At 65.4% G+C, this 13,828-nt stretch carries 22 protein-coding genes; 16 read left to right on the top strand and 6 right to left on the bottom strand.

Translation table 11 applies throughout. The features are described from left to right. Positions 1-16: 16 nt before the first annotated feature. Positions 17-394 (bottom strand): hypothetical protein, encoded by a 378-nt coding sequence (locus SPYCA_RS13475; protein ID WP_232003316.1) that lies wholly within the window; start codon positions 392-394, stop codon positions 17-19. A gap of 37 nt (positions 395-431) precedes the next feature. Next, positions 432-1,118: a hypothetical protein gene (locus SPYCA_RS13470; protein WP_120221174.1), complete on the bottom strand. Its 687-nt coding sequence runs from the start codon at positions 1,116-1,118 to the stop codon at positions 432-434. A 55-nt stretch (positions 1,119-1,173) separates the two neighbouring features. On the opposite strand from SPYCA_RS13470, the gene SPYCA_RS19080 reads away from it, so the two are divergent. Beyond that, the gene (locus SPYCA_RS19080) at positions 1,174-1,581 is read left to right on the top strand and encodes a hypothetical protein (RefSeq protein ID WP_146625139.1); all 408 of its coding nucleotides are present in this window, start codon (positions 1,174-1,176) and stop codon (positions 1,579-1,581) included. 66 nt (positions 1,582-1,647) lie between these two features. Here SPYCA_RS19080 and SPYCA_RS13465 read toward each other — a convergent pair whose 3' ends face one another. Genes SPYCA_RS13465 through SPYCA_RS13455 form a run of 3 tightly spaced genes read right to left on the bottom strand, consistent with a single transcriptional unit; the run spans position 1,648 to position 4,551 of the window. After that, positions 1,648-2,418 carry an AAA family ATPase gene (locus tag SPYCA_RS13465; RefSeq protein ID WP_232003315.1) on the bottom strand — a complete coding sequence of 257 codons (771 nt, stop codon included), beginning with the start codon at positions 2,416-2,418 and terminating at the stop codon, positions 1,648-1,650. A gap of 16 nt (positions 2,419-2,434) precedes the next feature. Further along, positions 2,435-4,237, bottom strand: a complete 1,803-nt coding sequence (locus SPYCA_RS13460; protein WP_172595080.1) for a DDE-type integrase/transposase/recombinase — start codon at positions 4,235-4,237, stop codon at positions 2,435-2,437. Between the two features lie 56 nt (positions 4,238-4,293). Then, the gene (locus SPYCA_RS13455) at positions 4,294-4,551 is read right to left on the bottom strand and encodes a helix-turn-helix domain-containing protein (protein WP_120221170.1); all 258 of its coding nucleotides are present in this window, start codon (positions 4,549-4,551) and stop codon (positions 4,294-4,296) included. A 37-nt stretch (positions 4,552-4,588) separates the two neighbouring features. On the opposite strand from SPYCA_RS13455, the gene SPYCA_RS13450 reads away from it, so the two are divergent. The 7 genes from SPYCA_RS13450 to SPYCA_RS13420 all read left to right on the top strand — a co-directional run bounded on the left by SPYCA_RS13450 (position 4,589) and on the right by SPYCA_RS13420 (position 9,410). Continuing rightward, entirely contained in the window at positions 4,589-5,293 is a 705-nt protein-coding gene (locus tag SPYCA_RS13450) for a S24 family peptidase (RefSeq protein ID WP_172595079.1), read from the top strand. Further along, positions 5,290-6,105: a hypothetical protein gene (locus tag SPYCA_RS13445; protein WP_120221167.1), complete on the top strand. Its 816-nt coding sequence runs from the start codon at positions 5,290-5,292 to the stop codon at positions 6,103-6,105. Before SPYCA_RS13450 ends, SPYCA_RS13445 begins: the two co-directional genes overlap by 4 nt. A gap of 10 nt (positions 6,106-6,115) precedes the next feature. After that, positions 6,116-6,466 carry a hypothetical protein gene (locus SPYCA_RS13440; RefSeq protein WP_120221165.1) on the top strand — a complete coding sequence of 117 codons (351 nt, stop codon included), beginning with the start codon at positions 6,116-6,118 and terminating at the stop codon, positions 6,464-6,466. Positions 6,467-6,565: 99 nt separating this feature from the next. Then, the gene (locus SPYCA_RS13435) at positions 6,566-6,781 is read left to right on the top strand and encodes a DUF6961 family protein (RefSeq protein WP_120221163.1); all 216 of its coding nucleotides are present in this window, start codon (positions 6,566-6,568) and stop codon (positions 6,779-6,781) included. A 268-nt stretch (positions 6,782-7,049) separates the two neighbouring features. Then, on the top strand, positions 7,050-8,036 hold the full coding sequence (locus SPYCA_RS13430; protein ID WP_120221161.1) for a hypothetical protein: 987 nt from the start codon (positions 7,050-7,052) through the stop codon (positions 8,034-8,036). A gap of 44 nt (positions 8,037-8,080) precedes the next feature. After that, positions 8,081-8,419 (top strand): capsid cement protein, encoded by a 339-nt coding sequence (locus SPYCA_RS13425; RefSeq protein ID WP_120221159.1) that lies wholly within the window; start codon positions 8,081-8,083, stop codon positions 8,417-8,419. 49 nt (positions 8,420-8,468) lie between these two features. After that, complete coding sequence (locus SPYCA_RS13420) at positions 8,469-9,410, top strand: major capsid protein (protein ID WP_120221157.1); 942 nt, start codon at positions 8,469-8,471, stop codon at positions 9,408-9,410. An 89-nt stretch (positions 9,411-9,499) separates the two neighbouring features. On the opposite strand, the gene SPYCA_RS13415 is transcribed toward SPYCA_RS13420, so the two are convergent. Then, complete coding sequence (locus tag SPYCA_RS13415) at positions 9,500-9,760, bottom strand: hypothetical protein (RefSeq protein ID WP_120221155.1); 261 nt, start codon at positions 9,758-9,760, stop codon at positions 9,500-9,502. Between the two features lie 12 nt (positions 9,761-9,772). On the opposite strand from SPYCA_RS13415, the gene SPYCA_RS13410 reads away from it, so the two are divergent. From SPYCA_RS13410 to SPYCA_RS13380, 8 genes are all read left to right on the top strand, one after another. Next, entirely contained in the window at positions 9,773-10,000 is a 228-nt protein-coding gene (locus SPYCA_RS13410) for a hypothetical protein (protein ID WP_120221153.1), read from the top strand. Between the two features lies 1 nt (position 10,001). Beyond that, on the top strand, positions 10,002-10,217 hold the full coding sequence (locus tag SPYCA_RS19295) for a hypothetical protein (protein WP_172595078.1): 216 nt from the start codon (positions 10,002-10,004) through the stop codon (positions 10,215-10,217). Next, positions 10,214-10,957, top strand: coding sequence for a DUF1320 domain-containing protein (locus SPYCA_RS13405; protein WP_172595077.1), 744 nt, complete (start codon positions 10,214-10,216; stop codon positions 10,955-10,957). Before SPYCA_RS19295 ends, SPYCA_RS13405 begins: the two co-directional genes overlap by 4 nt. After that, a complete protein-coding gene (locus tag SPYCA_RS13400) occupies positions 10,954-11,463 on the top strand; it encodes a phage virion morphogenesis protein (protein WP_120221149.1) in 510 nt (169 codons plus the stop codon). Before SPYCA_RS13405 ends, SPYCA_RS13400 begins: the two co-directional genes overlap by 4 nt. After that, on the top strand, positions 11,460-11,888 hold the full coding sequence (locus SPYCA_RS13395; protein ID WP_120221148.1) for a phage tail terminator protein: 429 nt from the start codon (positions 11,460-11,462) through the stop codon (positions 11,886-11,888). The genes SPYCA_RS13400 and SPYCA_RS13395 overlap by 4 nt, the downstream gene beginning before the upstream one ends. 109 nt (positions 11,889-11,997) lie before the next feature. Then, the gene (locus SPYCA_RS13390; protein WP_120221146.1) at positions 11,998-12,300 is read left to right on the top strand and encodes a hypothetical protein; all 303 of its coding nucleotides are present in this window, start codon (positions 11,998-12,000) and stop codon (positions 12,298-12,300) included. Then, positions 12,293-13,231 carry a phage tail tube protein gene (locus SPYCA_RS13385; protein ID WP_120221144.1) on the top strand — a complete coding sequence of 313 codons (939 nt, stop codon included), beginning with the start codon at positions 12,293-12,295 and terminating at the stop codon, positions 13,229-13,231. Before SPYCA_RS13390 ends, SPYCA_RS13385 begins: the two co-directional genes overlap by 8 nt. Positions 13,232-13,386: 155 nt before the next feature. Beyond that, a complete protein-coding gene (locus SPYCA_RS13380) occupies positions 13,387-13,800 on the top strand; it encodes a hypothetical protein (RefSeq protein WP_120221142.1) in 414 nt (137 codons plus the stop codon). The last annotated feature ends 28 nt before the right edge of the window (positions 13,801-13,828 follow it).

The following is a 13,828-nucleotide window of genomic DNA, read 5'->3' as shown; positions in this document are numbered from 1 at the left end:
TCGGCGGGCGGGCGCATCAGGCGGCCTCCACTTCGTCATGCCGCTCGTCGCTGTTGTTCGGGCAGGTCGGACAGGTGCTGCGGTGCAGATGATGGACGCGGTTCGTCGGCGGCAGAGTGCGTCGGCGCGCGGTCATGCAGCTGGCGAGCGGGATCGGTCCCCACAGCGGGCAGACGACATCCTCATTTCCCCAGGCGGCGCGGACCAGCTTTTCGGCCTCGGCAAGATCGCCGGGATAGCAATTGTTGAGCAGGCGGCTGACGTAGCCGCTCGATTTTCCGAGCTTTTCGCCGGCGACCCGCTGGCTGGTCGCATCGCAGGCGCTGGCGAGCAGCTGGACCCAGCGAGGCAGGTTCGGTCCCCATGCCGCGCGCGCGCGATCGAGGTTCGACAAGTCGCTGTTTTTATTAACGTTACCCGACATGGTTAACCTACCCCCCGTCCGCTAAGCTGTTGCTGGAATTGTCCTGACCGCGAGCGCGGGCGGCGTAGGAGCGCGCCGGAAAGTCGACGATCGCGCCGGTAAGGCGGTCGGTGACGCGCATGACGCTGACGCCAGAGACGATCTGGCGGCGCATCAACGGAACGACCGGCCCCCATTTACGCGCGGCGGTGGTGGTCCAGCCGTTGGCGGTCGCGCGAAGCCATCCGCCGCGTTCGAGGGTGCGGACCATGTCGAGCGCCGCGCGGCGATTCGCGTCGGCCGCCATCAACAGGGTCGGCAGGTCGAATGTCCGGAGCACCTTCATAGCGGTCCATAGCCGTTGTTGCTGGGTCCGCTTCGGGAACGGGAGGGCGCGCGGAGCGGGCGGCGGTGGCGGCGAGCGCAAGTGCTGATATTCCCTGACAAGATCGTAGCGGGCCGGATGGCCGGTGACGGTGACGAGGCCGCGCGCGACCCAGTCGTCGAGCAGCTGATCGAAGCGGCGGAAGGCATCGCCGCGGATTGCGAAGGCGTCCTCGCAATGCTCGATCGCGCGGATTGTCAGTTCGACGACGTCAATCGCGCCGCGCGCGATGCGCAGCTCGCTCCACAGCGCCTCGGCGGGATCGGCGAGACGCTGACGCGCGGCCCAATGCTGCGGCGGCCAGAAGCGTGGGAGAGCCGAAGTCGCCATTACGCAGCGCCTTTGCGGCTGCTATTGCAGTCCGATTCGGTGGGAGCGATGCAGGATGAGCCTTGATGATTATGCGTGGCAGGCGCGGCTGATTGCGGACGAACTGCTGGATCTTCTGTCCCCGCAGGAAGAGGCGTCGTTTCGACAAATGCTGGACGATGACGATCCGGAATGCTGGCGCGACATGAGCGCGGCGGCGTTGCAGCGCGCACTGGCCTTTGCGACGGCGACGCCATCGAAGCGCCGCGCGACGTGGGATCGCACTGCGGAAGCGGACAGGCTGCCTCTGTGGGTGCTGGCGCGCGCTTATGCTCTTCGGTCAGCCAATATATTAGCCGTAGTTCGAGACGTTGGAGACGTCCGCGGTCTTGGATATCGCAAAGCTGTTCGGCACGTCGCTGAAGCCGTTCATCAACAGCATTTGTTGCCCGGACAAGACGAGCTGTTGGATCCAGCGCCCTGACAAGCTGCGCGACAGCCAATGCCGGGCGATAGAGCGGCGGCGCAGTGAGATGAGGCCGACGCGGGCTCACTGGCCGAGGCTCCGGCGCGTCGGGATGTCGCCGTTGGTGACGAGGCGCGGCCCCCACCAGGCGCGGTCGATCGTGTCGACACCTTCGGTCGCGGCGGTGCGGGCAGCCGCGCGCAGGTTGTTGACGATGCGGCGCGTGACGCCCTTGCACCGCTCGGCGAAATAGATGGCGAGATCGTCGGCGATGATGCCATTCAGGCCATAGTGGTCGCGGAGCAGCAGTGCGTCCTCGGCCGTTGCGGGCTGCGCGGGCGTTGCGACGAGGATACGGTTGTCGAACCGCTCCCATTCTTTCAGCTTCGACGGCAGCGCTTCTTCGCCGATCATCAGGATCGCGATCGACGTTGCGTCGTGAATGTCGCGGATGATTTCGACCATCTGCTTTTTGACCAGGTGGTCCATCTCGTCGATGATCAGGGGGCGCGGCGCGCGGTTCAGTTCGTCGATGATCTGGCGCAGCAGGCGTGGCGCGGTGCGCTCCGGCTTGGTGATGCCGAGTTCCTCCGCCTTCGCCTCCAGCAGCGCGCGCACGGTCCAGAGGCTCTTTGCCTCGATATAGACCGAGCCGGTCTGCGCGGCGGCGAAGGCGGCGGCAACGGTCTTGCCGAAGCCGCTGTTGCCATAGAGCAGGCCAAGGCGGGGCTGATCCTCCTCGGCCTCGGTGCATTCGACAAGCGTCTGTAGCGCGAGCGCCATGTTGGGGAGGGGGGCATATCCGCGCCGGGGCGCGGCGGGTGCCGGCGCGGGGCGGGTCAAAAGGTCGATCAAGGCTATTCTCCTTCAGTCAGGCGGATGTCTTGCCGCTGGTGGGGGTCGCGAGGTGCTCGGCAACGGCGCGCTGGGCGCGGTATTCGCTGGTCGAGGCGTAAAGGCGGGCACGGCGGAGGGCATCGGCGTCGACGGTCTCGCCGGCATCGGCGCGCGCGATGATTTCGTCGGCCTCGCGCATCTTGACCGCCGGGCTTTTGGGCATCGTCACGATCGTCGCGGCAGCGGGACGTTCGCGGCGTGCCGGCTGGGGCGATGCCGATCCCGCGGCTTCCGAGAGCGTGTCGATCGCCGGGGTCGAGTGCGTCTGCGTCGGCATCGGCAATTGGACAAGCTTGCCCGCCGCTTCGGCGTCGCGACGCAGGATCGCATCGCGCGCGCGCTCGAAGTTGAAGTCTTTCGCCCGGTCCTTCAGGTCGGCGCGTTGTTCGCGCAGCCACCGTGCCTGCTGCGCGCGCGCCTCGGCGGCGAATTCGGCTTCGGACAGGCCGGAACGGGCGTGGTTCACCGCGACGTCGATGAACTCGCCGTCAGGGCTGAAGACGAGCAGCTCGCCCAGCTCGTCCTCGTCGCGGCGGACGAGCACCTGGCGCGCGACCCAAGGCGCGAGCGCGGGCGACCAATAGCGCCCGCCCTGCCACTGGATGCCGCGCTTGCCGACGGTTCGCGGACCGACGAGGGCCGAGAGCGCCATGCGGAGCACGTCGGCGCCGGGCGCGGCGCGGGCCGGGACAGGCGAGGACTGCCATTTGCGCATCGGCGACATGCGCAACGAACCATGTTCGCGGAGATGGTAGACCCCATCGGTCCAGCCATCGATCGCGGCCTGAAGCTCGGCGGGCGACATGCGCGCGGTGATGACCGGGCGCCCGCTGTCCTTACGCGCCTTGGCGCGCAGCTGCTGGGCTTCGGCAACGCTATGCCCCAAGTAGCCGTCGAAGAGTTCGGTGCGCTGGCGCTGGAAGGTACCGAAGACGCGTTCGATATGCGGTTTCTTGTCGCCCGACGCGGGTGGGCACGGCCAATGTTCGATGCCGAGCATTTCGAGGGCCGAGACGATCGCGCCGTTGATGAAGCCCGCGCCCCGGTCGGTCATGACGATTTCGGGAACGACGCCCCAACGCTCGATCGCGGTGATGAGCAGACGGCGCACCGATTGCGCGCTTTCGGATGGGCAGACCATGAAGAGGACGCGGCGCGACCAGCGGTCGATCAGGCCGAGGATCATCTTGCGCCCCTCGGTGGTCATCACGTCCGCCTTGGTCGCGTCGATTTCCCAAATCTGATGCGCGCGGGTGGTGTTGGCGTCGGCGCGGCCGATGGAGACACGATATTTGCTCTTGAAGGCGTCGGGATCGCGCATCGACGTGATGACGGTCTTGCGCTCATCCTCCAGCTTCGCGATGAAACGGCGGAGCGAGCGGAGCGACGGCAGGGTGACGAAGTTGTCCTGCAGCAGCTCCATCACGCCAGGGGCGGCAAGGCGGCGGCTGGCAAGGATCGCCTCGACGGCCGCGGCGACTTCGGGATTGCGGGTGAAATAGTCGCTGCCCTTCGGACGGCCGACCGGTGTGCCTGAAGCGGCGCTTATTCGCTGTTGAAGCAGAGCCTGCTGTGCCTCGATCGGCAAGTCGGCGACGCGATAGAGGCGCCCGCCGCCGCGCCCGACGCGGTCGATATATTGCCAGCCGTCGGTTTCGGCCCGACGGTTGATACTCCGCTTTGTCGTCGGCAAGCCCGGAAGTGCTGCATCAGCCAGTTCCTGCGCCGACGCATAGCCGGGCACCTTGCCTCCCGATGTGCCGGTTTGAGACGGCAATTCAGCGGAACATTGGTGGGACGTTGGCGCGGCGCGCCCGGTGTGATAGGCCCGCGTCATGCAGCCACCTGCGTGTCGCGGGTGGAGCGGTAACGGATGCGCCGCCCCTTGGCGTTGTAACGGGAAGGCCAAATTTGGTGCGGCTTCAGATCCAGAAAATCAGCGATCACATGCTCAATTGGTTCGGAAGCGCGATGATCGATCGCAGCACCAAGAGCCTGTTTGGAGACGCCTGCCTGCTTAGCGAGAGACGAAAGGGTGCCGCCGCGCTTGCGGATTTCCGCTCTGACATCCTGTGGATGCCAGTCTTGCATGTCAGTTCGCCTTACATTTGTCATGTTGACGCGACTAATGACAAGTAAGTCGTCAAGTCAACCAAAAAACGACAATGCGCGCGTCCTCGGCTGGACCGAGCAATCGGCGTCGGCTTTGCGGCTTGCGGTTTTTGCCTATGGCGCAGCCTCAAGTGTGGCGGAAAAGGCCGGAATTTCGAGGCAATCTCTCAACGCCATCACGTCAGGCGTCTCGACGCCCAAGGTAGGAACGTTGAAGGCGATCTGTCAGGTGATTGGCTCTTCAGTTGACGATTTCATTGACACTGACGCCGCAGAGATGCCCGGAGACGAAGGCGAGCCGCCCTCTTCGTCGCTCGTGCTCATTCAGGAAATCGACCTTGCCTATGGCCTCGGTGCAACCTTCGTCGACGGGATCGTTGTCACCGAAACAGCCCGATACTTCCCTGCGGACTGGGTGAGGCACTATACCTCATCGCCGCCCGAGATGCTTCGCTTCGCGCCGGGTAAAGGGAACTCGATGTCGCCGACGATCGACGACGGCGACATCATGCTGATCGATCTCGCCGAGACGTCGCCATCATTCGCCGATTTGATCTGGGTTTGTGCGATCGGCGAGATGGGAATGGTCAAGAGGCTTGCCACGCGAGCCGATGGCGCGATAGTCATCAAGAGTGACAATCCGAATGTGCGGGACGACGTAGCCTATGACGGCGAAATCCATATCGTCGGCCGCGTTGTCGCCGTGATCAAGAAGACGTGAATAGCGGCATTCCGAATTTCCCGCCTTGCTCGGCGGATTTACCGGATGATTGGCGCGAAGCGCTGCTCAACGAAAGGACCGTGCGGCTGGGTGGGCCGCTGGTCGCGGAAGTGATGGGAGAGTGGCTCGGCCGCGGCGGATCACGGCGCACGTATCTCGCTACCCAAGAGGAGATGCGGTTCCTCTGGGCATGGCTCACCGCTCCGCCCGACTTGGCGATCGCCCACTGGGAAGGTCGGGACCAGGTCCGGTGGTTGCTGGAGCGGCTGAAGGCGCCCTCAGCGACCGACGCGGCGCTCCCGTCGCTTGAAGAGGCAATCGCGCGTGAGGTGGGGGCCGTGCTCAGGTTCCCACCGGATGATGCGCGCTGTTGCGTCGTGGCGGAGGCAATCCTGGCAAGCTCGTCCGATTATGGGCCGATCGGTGATCTATGGCGATGGATCTGCCGTATCGGCATCGCGGCGCATCGCCGTGCGAAATATCAGCGCGAAAAGGAGATGTTCCCTTTCCTGCGCTATCGATCCGACCATTGGCGGCGAGATCCGGAAACTGATCATCAAGAGCGGCATGGCGTCATCCTGCCTGTCGAGCATCCTGCCTGGCGCTGGATGTTTCCACCAAACGGCTGGGGCTGCAATTGCCGCGTCGAACAGGTCAGCGAGGCGCGGATGCGCAGAATGAGCTGGACGGTCGCAGCCGACCACCTTGTGTCGAGGAAGCCGGAAAGCGACGGTTTCGATCAAGACTGGCTGGCGCTATGGCCGAACTGCGGGGTGGCGGAAGCTCCGCTTGTGCTGACGAAGCAAGTTTGAGGAGGACATAATGAAGGCCGTTTCTTTTGCGTTGGCGTTGATCGCCGTGAGCTTCGCGGTTCCGGCGGGAGCGGCCCCCACCTATATGACTTGTGTCTTCACGAACAGCGAAGGCACCAGGTCGGAGGTTAAGATCACGGCCGATGAGGGCGCGGGGACCGTCAGTGTGCTGGTTCCGAAAACGGGCTATACCGTTCGGATGGCGGGCACCTTTACGCCCGACCGCGTTGTGTTCAAGGATGACATGCTGGACTATGGAATTAGCCGCGTCGATCTAACCGCGACCCGAACCATCCGTATGATCAACTCGACCGACAGGGGGAAGTGCTCTGTCGATCCGGCGCCCAAGCGTGCCTTTTAGCGCCCGGCTTCGCCGTCTTCTTTTTGCGGCCGAGTTCTGGTCTCTACTGCTGCTTTCGGTTGGCATGGCCGGTTGGGGCATCTGGCAACGGGTTGCCGGATGAGCCTCTCGCCGGAACAGCATGTTTGGGCGTGCGCTCTAGAGGTTGAGCGGCAGCATGGTGAACGCGCCAACCTATTCGTGGCAGAGCGGATCGGTGCCCTGGCATTGACGGGGGATTTGGCGGGCGTCGAGATGTGGAAAGCCATCGCAAAGCGTCTGGACCAATTGGGGCGCGCCGACGGGGTGTCGGATCAGCGGAAAATTTGCCCGTAGAAGCCCCTCCGGTGAAAAGTGGTGGGTTGGGTCGTTTTTTCCTGCCGATGCGCATGGGCAACGTGCCCACGGCAAATTTGGGCACCATTCAGCCGATGCCGTCGATGCAGGAGCGACCCTTCCTCCGGCGGGCTGATCGCGTCAATCGCCGACGCGGGCGCTTGCCAGTCGCTATCCGGTTCAGCTAAGCGGGCCCTGACGGACTGATCCATTCGGCGTCCGACGGCGGACGCCGATGCGGCTTCGTTAAGCCGCCTAAGTGCGGGGCATGACGAACGCCGCCGCCGCCCTCAAACCGATCCGCCTTTTCCGCACCGGCACCTTCACGTCCGTCGAAGGGGTCAAGGTGTCGCTTGGCGAAGGCGATCTGGCGGCGATCGCGGCGAGCTATGACCCCGCCGCCAACCCCGCCCCGCTCGTCATCGGTCATCCGCAGCTCAACGATCCCGCCTATGGCTGGATCGACCGGCTTGAGGTCCAGGGTGACGAGCTGTTGGCCTATCCCGATCCCGCCCAGCTGGAGCCCAGCTTTGCCGAGGCGGTGAAGGCGGGCCGCTACGCCAAGGTGTCGGCGCAATTCTATCCGCCCGACAACCCGCACAATCCCACGCCCGGTCAGTTTTACCTAAAGCATGTCGGCTTCCTGGGCGCGCACGCGCCCGGCGTGAAGGGGCTGGGGCGGGTCAGTTTCGCAGCCGGTGATGCCGGCGACCTCGTCACCTTTGAGCAGGAGAAAGTCATGCCGCCCACCGACGACAACAAGGATGCCCGCAAGGATTGGGAAGCGAGCTTCGCCGAACGCGAACAATCGCTCGCCGAACGCGAGGAGCGCATCGCTGAGCGCGAGCGGGCTGCGGCCGAAAAAGCCGCGAAGGAACGTCACGACGCGAACGTCAGCTTTGCCGAAGGGCTGCTGAAGGAAGCGAAAATCAAGCCCGAGGGCAAGGCGCTGCTGGTCGGCGTGCTCGATGCGCTTGGCGGCGACGATGTCGTCAGCTTTGGCGAGGGCGTTGCCGATATGAGCCCGCGCGCCGCGCTGATGAAGATCTTCGACACGGCGCAGCCGCTCGTCAGCCTGGGCGAAATCGCGGCCGACGACGGCAAGGCGATCGATGGCCAGCTCGCGAGCTTTGCCGCGCCCGCCGGTTACGAGGTCGATCCCGCCCGCGCGGCAATCTTTGCGAAGGCCGCCGCGCTCCAGGCCGAAAATCCCAAGCTCGGCTGGATGGAGGCCGTCCGCCGCGCGGGCGGCTGACGCCTCCCGCCTCCCTTTTCGCTGCCTGACTGAAAGGAACACCGATGCAGCAGTCCCCCATTCTTTCCCTCACGGTTTCGGCCGCGACCGGCATCTCAGCTGCACGGTTCGTCGATTTTACCGGCAATCATGCCGCCGACGGCGAGCAACCGCTCGGCGTCTCCGCCTATGGCGCAGCCGTTGGCGTCGCCCTGTCGGTGCGCGTGCTCGGCACCGCCATGCTCGAAGCGGGCGGTGCGATTGCTGTCGGTGGCCCGATCAAGCCCGCGGCCGACGGCAGCGGCAAGGGCATCGCCCAGGCGGGCGTCGGGCCGATCGCCGCCTATGCGCTTCAGGCCGCCGTCGCTGACGGCGACCTTATCGAGGTGCTGCTGGTCCACTGATCGGCGCCACTGTCACCCCCTTTTTCAACAGTAACGAGGAATATCATCCATGACCGGTCCGGGAATGAATGCCGCACAGGTTCGCGTCGTCGATCCGATTTTGTCCAACCATGCCCGAGGCTATGTCCAGGCCGAATTTATCGGGCGTTTCCTTTTCCCGACGGTCACCATGCCGACGCGCGCCGCCAAGCGCATCGAGTTCGACCGGTCGAGCTTCCGTCGTCGCAAGACGCGCCGCGCGCCCGGCGCCCGCATCGCGCAGCTCGAATTCGGCTATGAAGGCAAGGCGGTGAACCTGCATCAGGAAGCCCTGCGCGCATCGGTGCCGATCGAATATATCGGCGAAGCCGCCGCGGTTCCGGGCATCGACCTTCAGCAGAGCGCCGTCGATATCGTGCTGGCGGTGATCGCGATGGAGAAGGAAATCCAGCAGGCCGAGGTCGCGCGCAATGCCGCCAGTTATGCCGCGACCAACAAGCTTGCCCTCGCCGGAACCGATGTCTGGACCCATCCCGACAGCGACCCGCGAACGCAGATCAGCGACGCAGTCGAAGTGATCCGCGGCCGCACGGGCAAGCGCCCGAACACGCTTGCGCTTGCTGCTACCGCGCGAAAGGCGCTGAAGGACCATCCCAAGGTGCTCGAGCATTTCAAGCACACGACGGCAGCGACGATCTCCAACGCGATGCTCCAGGAATATCTGGACATTCCGCTCGTCGTGTCCGGTGACGGCATCTACGACCAGGACGACGACACCACCGTCGACATCTGGGGCGATGATGCGATCCTCGCCTATGTCCCGCCCGAAGGCCAGCGCGCGATGCCACTGCCGAGCTATGGCTACACCTATCAGCTCGAAGCGCATCCGTTCGTGTCGCCCAGCCAGTGGGAAAAGGACACGCGCAGCTGGGACAATGATGTTTTCGACGAATTCTCGGCCGAGCTGGTCGGCGCTGACGCCGGGTTCCTGTTCCAGGGTGCCGGGGCCTAATCGCCGCGCAGCAATCGTGGGCCGCACTCCAGGGGTATCTTGGAGGCGGCCCACCTTTCCCCAAATTCAAGAGGTTCGACCATGCCCGATTATGAAGTCGTTACGCCGTTGTCGAACGGCAGAAAGAAGCCCATCCCGCCGGGCACGATCGTTTCGCTGCGGGAAGCCCAGGGCGACAAGTTGGTCGCGATCGGCGCGCTGAAGCCGGTGCCGACCTTGGCGAAGTCGCCTGCACCAAAGCCCGCACCGACCCCAACACCCACGCCGACGCCGACACCCGCTCCCGCCGCATCGCCTGCGGCTGCGAAGCCCAAGGCGCCGATGAAGCCAAAGGCTGCGCCGAAACCCAAGGCCCAGAAAGCATGAGCGAGCTGCTGTCGCAGATCGCCGGCGTAGTGATGCTGATCGGTGTTATCCTGATGGCGCTGCCCGTCGTCCGGCTGGGTCACCGGGCCTATGTGCCGATGTTCGAAATGGGGCTCGGTCTGTTTCTGCTCGGGCTGCTCGCGGCGCTTGCCGGCGCGGTCGGGTGGATCGTCGGGGGCGGGATTGCCGCTGCGGCGCTTCGCTATCCGGTCGCGGGAGGCTGAGATGCAGGCGTTCGCCATCTTCTATCTCACCATTTCGACCGGGCTGGCCTTGATCGTCACGGCCGGGGTCGTTGCCGCGCCCAGGGGCGAGCGCGTTGGACTGGCGACATGGGGCGGCGTCGCCGCGGCGCTTTGGTTCTTCCTCCTGATTGCCCTGTTTGCCGACGAAGCCATCACGCGCTGCATCCGGCTTGCAAAGAGGGTTCGCGGCCGATGAAACTGGTCGTCAAACAGCCTGCCGAGATCGCCCGCCTGCCGATGGAATTCGGCGGAGTGACGACGATCAGCAACCTTGTCGGCATCGAGGTCGAGGCGCGCGGGCTCGTGCCCGGCGCGCCCGAGCTGGTGGCCGTCGGCAATCTGCTAGCCTCGGCGCTGACGCTGGAACTTCGCGAAGGCGGGGCTGGCGAGCGATATCTGGTGACCGTCACCGTCGACGACGCCGGCGGCGCGCGCGCGCAGGATGAAGTCGAAGTCGCCGTGCTCGATCTCGCCTGGGCGATGCCCGACGGCGGGGCGCCGATGCTGACGATCGCGGAATTTGTCCAGCGGTTCGGCCTGGACGAAACCGTCCGCATGACCGACGAGCGCGGCGACGGCCGCATCGGCAAGGATCTGCTCGTCGGCGCGCTGACCGCTGCCCAGGCGATCGTCCAGGCCGCGCTCGGCAGCCGCTATACGATGCCGCTCGCCGATGTGCCGGAGATCGTCAAGGTCTGGATCGGCGACATCGCCCGCGCGCGGCTCTATCCGAATGGCGCGCCCGACGGGATCGAAGCGCCCGCGAAGGCCGCGCAGCGCGCGCTGGAGCGGATCGAGGACGGCAAGTCGAGCCTGCCGGGCGCGACCGCCGCGCCGCCGTCCGACGAGGGCGGCGTTTCGTTCCATTCGGGCGGACGCGCCTATCCCGACGCGCTTTCGGGCTATGTCGGCGGCCTGCGGTCCTACGGCCGATGAGTGCCGGGCTGGACATCGACATCACGACGGTCGACGCGCTGGCGCCGACGTTGCGTCGGCTGCGCGAGGCCGCGTCGGATCTGTCGGCACCAATGGCCGAGTCGTCGGAGGCGATGTTCGAAGGAACGCTCGACCGCTTTCAGGAAGAGCGCGACCCGCTGGGCATTCCCTGGAAGAAATCGGCCGCCGCGATCGAGGAGGGGCGCAAGACGCTCCAGGCGAGCGGCGACCTGTATAATGCGCTCGAACGGCAGAGCGGCGAGGATTTCGCCTCGGTCGGCGTCTATGGCACCGGCGGCCCGGCGATCTATGGCAAGATCCATCAATTCGGGGGCACGATCAGACCGAAGACGGGCAAGGCGCTCGACACGCCGTTCGGCTATCGCGCCAGCGTCACCATGCCGCGCCGGTCATTCCTCGGCTTTTCCGATGACGACATCATGGCGATCGACCGCATCCTGGTCGGCCATCTGCTGCGTGCGATGAACGCGGGGGCTGCGGCATGATCCGGCTGATCCGGGCGCAGCCGATCGTCGATCGCTTGATCGCGGGCGGCTTTCGGGAGGTCGCGGGCGTGCTCGAATGGGCGGGACTGAAGGCGGCGCCGGCGCATAGCCCCGCGCTGTTCGTCATCCCCGATCGCGAGACCGCGCGGCCCAATGAGATGAACGGCATCCACGACCAGCGGGTCGCGACGATGTTCCGTGTCGTCATTGTGCTGAAGCCGAAGATGCGCGTCGACGGCAGCCCGTCGCGCGAGCTGGAGGAGCAGATCGTCAAGGTGATGGATGCGCTGACCGGCTGGAAGCATCCCGACGCCTCGGGCGCCTGCGATTATGCCGGCGGGCGGCTGATAGCCGCTGACGGCTGGGGGGTTGCCTGGGCCGTCGATTTTACGGCCGCATGGCGACTGAGGAAAGGAAGCAGCTGATGGCGGTGCGCCGAAGGCATGGGCGACAACCGATGTCCGCTGACGGACCCCCGCTCGCAGTGGAGGCGGACCTTATGGCCGCATGGAGACTTAGGAAAGGAAACAGCTGATGGCGGATGACACCGATCCCGCGTTCCAGTCAACCCCCGGCGAGAATGGCAGCGAGGTGACCACCCCGCCGCCCGTCGAGGACAAGGCCCCCAAGGGCCGAAAGGGCAAGGAGGCCGAACGAACGACGACGCAGGCCGCGCCGACCGCGCCGCGCGCTCGCGATCCGAAATCCGGCCTTGAGCTGGACGAGCATGGCCTGCCGACGTCGGGCGTCGCGCGGCGTCGCTGGCTCGCCGAGGCCAATATCGAAGATCCCGCGCTGAAGCCGGACGCGGGCGGACAGGAGAATGTCGATGGTTGACGCCGTCAAAGTGCTCGCCGCGAAAAAGGAGGTGGCCTATGGCACCGACGCCGCGCCGACGCTCGCTGCCAATGCGATCCTTACGCGCAATTTTCGCGCGTCGCCGCTGATTACCGACCCCCTCGAACGCAACCTTGACCGCGGCAGCTTCGGCGCGACGCCGATCCTGGCAACGAACAAGCGGCAGGAGCTGAGCTACGAGGTCGAGGTTGCGGGATCGGGCGCCGCTGGCACCGCTCCCGCGTGGATGGAGCTGCTCGAAGCGTGCGGCATGGCTGCCCCGGTGCTTTCCCCTGGGGTAAGCGCGGAGCAGCGTATGGCCGCCGCCAATGTCCCTCAATCGTCGCTGACGCAGTATCACTGGATGGGCGACCAGCGACGCAAGGGGCTGGGTTCGCGCGGCACCTTTACCATGGATTTCACCGCGGGCGCCTATCCGTTCATCGGGCTCAATTATACGTGCCTTATCCCCGCTGCCGCTCCGCGCGACGTCAATGCCCCCGGCGCGGCGACCATCGACCGCTGGATCGACCCGCTGGAAGTCAACACCGACAACACGCTGCTGCTGCTAGATGGCTTCGCGGTCATCACGCGCAGCCTGACGCTCAACGCCGGCGTCGGGATCAGCCTGCGCAACCTGATCGGCTCGCGCTATGTCAACCGGGGCGACCATGCGATCACGGGGCGGCTTGTCGTCGAAGCGCCGTCGATGGCCGCGAAGGACTATCTGGCAGCGCTCGACAGCTCGTCGATCATGGACCTGAACCTGACGCACGGCGTCGCGGCCGGCAATATCGTGGAGGTCGCCTGCGCGCAGACGCAGATCGTCTCGATCAACGAGACCGAGGAAGACCGCAAGCTGATGTGGGAAATGGACATCCGCATGAACATCCTCGCCGGCCAGGACGATCTGGTCATTACCGCAACCTGACACCCGAGGGGCTGTGATGGCGTGCGGCTGCCGTTCGGGGCGGCGGCGCCTAGCCGACGATCGTGCCGGAGCGAGCGACAGCCCAATGTTGGCCGTCAATCAGGGTCCGGCGCGGGGAGCCGAACATCCCCGCCATATTCTGACAGGAGGCCATCGTGGCATATAAAATCGTTTCGCAGGCCAAGGCATGGTGGCCGATCCGCTTCAACGGCGTCACCGAAGAGGGCGAAATCGTCGTCAACGAGATCCGCGGGCGCTTTGTCATTCTGGACGAGGATGAGTTCGTCGCATTCAACGACGACGTGGCCAAGGTCGGAAGCGAGCTGGTCCAGGCCGACAATCCGGATGATCGCAAGACGCTGAGCGGCGTGTTGTCCCCCTTCATTCTCCGCATTCTGGAGAATTGGGAAGGCGTGATCGAGGACGACGGCAGCGAGGGCGGCCGATCGGTCCCGTTTACCAAGGACAATCTGGAGCGGATGCTTCGCGTCCCGAATTTCGCCGGTGGCGTGACCGAAGCCTATCGCGACCTGCGCAAGGCCCAACCGGAGCAGCGCAAGGGAAACTGAGGGCGGTCGCGCGCGCCTGGGCATCGGG

The organism is Sphingopyxis sp. FD7, assembly GCF_003609835.1.
Classification (GTDB): Bacteria; Pseudomonadota; Alphaproteobacteria; order Sphingomonadales; family Sphingomonadaceae; genus Sphingopyxis.
The sequence above is the reverse complement of the archived record's forward strand: the minus strand, read 5'-3'. Positions and strand labels throughout refer to the sequence as shown.

Bases quoted from the DNA above. Each gene is read 5' to 3' on its own strand.
- SPYCA_RS13440 (WP_120221165.1), top strand. From the start codon at position 6,116: ATGAAGGCCGTTTCTTTTGCGTTGGCGTTGATCGCCGTGAGCTTCGCG.
- SPYCA_RS13425 (WP_120221159.1), top strand. From the start codon at position 8,081: ATGCAGCAGTCCCCCATTCTTTCCCTCACGGTTTCGGCCGCGACCGGC.
- SPYCA_RS13470 (WP_120221174.1), bottom strand. From the start codon at position 1,118: ATGGCGACTTCGGCTCTCCCACGCTTCTGGCCGCCGCAGCATTGGGCC.
- SPYCA_RS13410 (WP_120221153.1), top strand. From the start codon at position 9,773: ATGAGCGAGCTGCTGTCGCAGATCGCCGGCGTAGTGATGCTGATCGGT.
- SPYCA_RS13420 (WP_120221157.1), top strand. From the start codon at position 8,469: ATGACCGGTCCGGGAATGAATGCCGCACAGGTTCGCGTCGTCGATCCG.
- SPYCA_RS13455 (WP_120221170.1), bottom strand. From the start codon at position 4,551: ATGCAAGACTGGCATCCACAGGATGTCAGAGCGGAAATCCGCAAGCGC.
- SPYCA_RS13400 (WP_120221149.1), top strand. From the start codon at position 10,954: ATGAGTGCCGGGCTGGACATCGACATCACGACGGTCGACGCGCTGGCG.
- SPYCA_RS13430 (WP_120221161.1), top strand. From the start codon at position 7,050: ATGACGAACGCCGCCGCCGCCCTCAAACCGATCCGCCTTTTCCGCACC.
- SPYCA_RS13450 (WP_172595079.1), top strand. From the start codon at position 4,589: ATGACAAGTAAGTCGTCAAGTCAACCAAAAAACGACAATGCGCGCGTC.
- SPYCA_RS19080 (WP_146625139.1), top strand. From the start codon at position 1,174: ATGAGCCTTGATGATTATGCGTGGCAGGCGCGGCTGATTGCGGACGAA.
- SPYCA_RS13405 (WP_172595077.1), top strand. From the start codon at position 10,214: ATGAAACTGGTCGTCAAACAGCCTGCCGAGATCGCCCGCCTGCCGATG.
- SPYCA_RS13385 (WP_120221144.1), top strand. From the start codon at position 12,293: ATGGTTGACGCCGTCAAAGTGCTCGCCGCGAAAAAGGAGGTGGCCTAT.
- SPYCA_RS13390 (WP_120221146.1), top strand. From the start codon at position 11,998: ATGGCGGATGACACCGATCCCGCGTTCCAGTCAACCCCCGGCGAGAAT.
- SPYCA_RS19295 (WP_172595078.1), top strand. From the start codon at position 10,002: ATGCAGGCGTTCGCCATCTTCTATCTCACCATTTCGACCGGGCTGGCC.
- SPYCA_RS13395 (WP_120221148.1), top strand. From the start codon at position 11,460: ATGATCCGGCTGATCCGGGCGCAGCCGATCGTCGATCGCTTGATCGCG.
- SPYCA_RS13435 (WP_120221163.1), top strand. From the start codon at position 6,566: ATGAGCCTCTCGCCGGAACAGCATGTTTGGGCGTGCGCTCTAGAGGTT.